Origin of the sequence: Pseudonocardia nigra, from assembly GCF_019396355.1 — a bacterium.
GTDB lineage: Bacteria > Actinomycetota > Actinomycetes > Mycobacteriales > Pseudonocardiaceae > Pseudonocardia > Pseudonocardia nigra.
In genome coordinates this window covers 1-1,648 of the sequence record NZ_JAHKRK010000256.1, presented here as the reverse complement: position 1 = coordinate 1,648, position 1,648 = coordinate 1, and the positions used below count along the sequence as shown (strand labels likewise).

The window sequence follows — 1,648 nt, the reverse complement described above, 5'->3', positions numbered from 1 at the left end:
ACCGGCTGCGCCGTGGTGGGAGCGGCGGCGGTGGGCGCCGACGTCTCGGGCTCGGTGGTCGCCGGAGTCCTCGTGCCCGGCGCCGTGGTGTCGGGAGCCGTGGTGTCGGGAGCCGTGGTGTCGCGAGTCGCCGTGTCGGGCGCCGTGGTGTCCGGGGCCGTGGCGGGCGCCGGGGCGGTATCCGTCGGTGTGGTGTCCGCCGGCCGGGGCTCCGGACGGATCGTTTCCGGTGCCGGGGTGACGGGCGCCGGGGTGACGGGCGCCGGGGTGACGGGCGGGGGCTCGGGCGGGGCGGCGGTGGCCCCGCTGGAGAAGTTGAAGCCGCTCTCGGCGCGGTAGCTGCCGCCGCGGCGGGGCGGGGCGGTGCCGGGTGCGGTGCCGCCCTCGACCTGGTCGGGTTCGCGCAGGCTGATCCGGCGTCGCCGCCGGAGCACGAGCCCCAGGACGACGGCGATGAGCAGGACCGCCGCAGCGACCGCGACGACGATCCACAAGGTCTCCGTGGTCACCGGAACACCCTGTCATGCGCCCCGAGCGGCCGCCGAGCCGCCCGCGGCCGCACCATCCGTCCCGGGTGGCAGCAAGGTGGCCATGCTGCCGTCCAGTGGCAGTATTGCCACCTTGCTGGCATCTCGCCGGCGCCCGTCAGCTCGCGGCCCGCAGCCGCTGGCTGATCACCTGGGTGATGCCGTCACCGCGCATCGAGACGCCGTAGAGCGCGTCGGCCACCTCCATCGTCGGCTTCTGGTGGGTGATGACGATGAGCTGGCTCGTCTCCCGCAGCTCCTCCATGAGCGAGATGAGGCGCCGCAGGTTGACGTCGTCGAGGGCGGCCTCGATCTCGTCGAGGATGTAGAACGGCGACGGCCGCGCGCGGAAGATCGCCACCAGCAGCGCCATCGCCGTGAGCGACCGCTCCCCGCCGGACAGCAGCGACAGCCGCTTCACCTTCTTCCCCGGCGGCCGCGCCTCCACCTCCACGCCCGTGGTGAGCATGTCGTCGGGGTCGGTGAGCACCAGCCGGCCCTCGCCGCCGGGGAACAGCGTGGCGAACACGGTCTCGAACTCGCGCGCCACGTCCGCGTAGGCGGTGCTGAACACCTCGAGGATCTTGTCGTCGACCTCGCGGACGACGGTGAGCAGGTCGCGGCGGGTGTTCTTGAGGTCCTCCAGCTGGGTGGACAGGAACCGGTAGCGCTCCTCCAGCGCCGCGAACTCCTCCAGCGCCAGCGGGTTGACCCTGCCCAGCAGCGACAGGTCCTTCTCCGCGCGCTTCAACCGCCGCTCCTGGGTGGGGCGGTCGTAGGGCATCGGCGGCGGCTCGACGACGTCCTCGCCGCGTTCCTTCGCCGCCTCGTACTCCGCGCGCTCGGCGGCCGAGGCGGGCACGGGGACGTCGGGCCCGTACTCGGCGATGAGGTCCTCGACGGCGAGACCGTGGTCGGCCAGCACCTTCTCCGTCAGCTGCTCCAGCCGCAGCCGCGACTGCGCGCGCAGCACCTCGTCGCGGTGCACGGCGTCGGTGAGCTTCTCCATCAGCCCGGTCAGCCTGCCGGTGGTCGCCCTGGCCTCGCCGAGCGCGCGCTCCCGGGCGTCGCGGGCGGCCGCGGCGGCGTCGCGCTCGGCGGCCGCGGCATCGAGCGAGACG

At 74.2% G+C, this 1,648-nt stretch carries 1 protein-coding gene and 1 pseudogene; both read right to left on the bottom strand.

Annotation, left to right across the window (positions count from 1 at the left end):
* Positions 1-509, bottom strand: a pseudogene (locus KME75_RS36330) (signal recognition particle-docking protein FtsY); the annotation flags it as partial.
* A 136-nt stretch (positions 510-645) separates the two neighbouring features.
* The coding region (locus tag KME75_RS36325) for an AAA family ATPase (RefSeq protein WP_219419476.1) at positions 646-1,648 on the bottom strand (1,003 nt) is incomplete at its 5' end.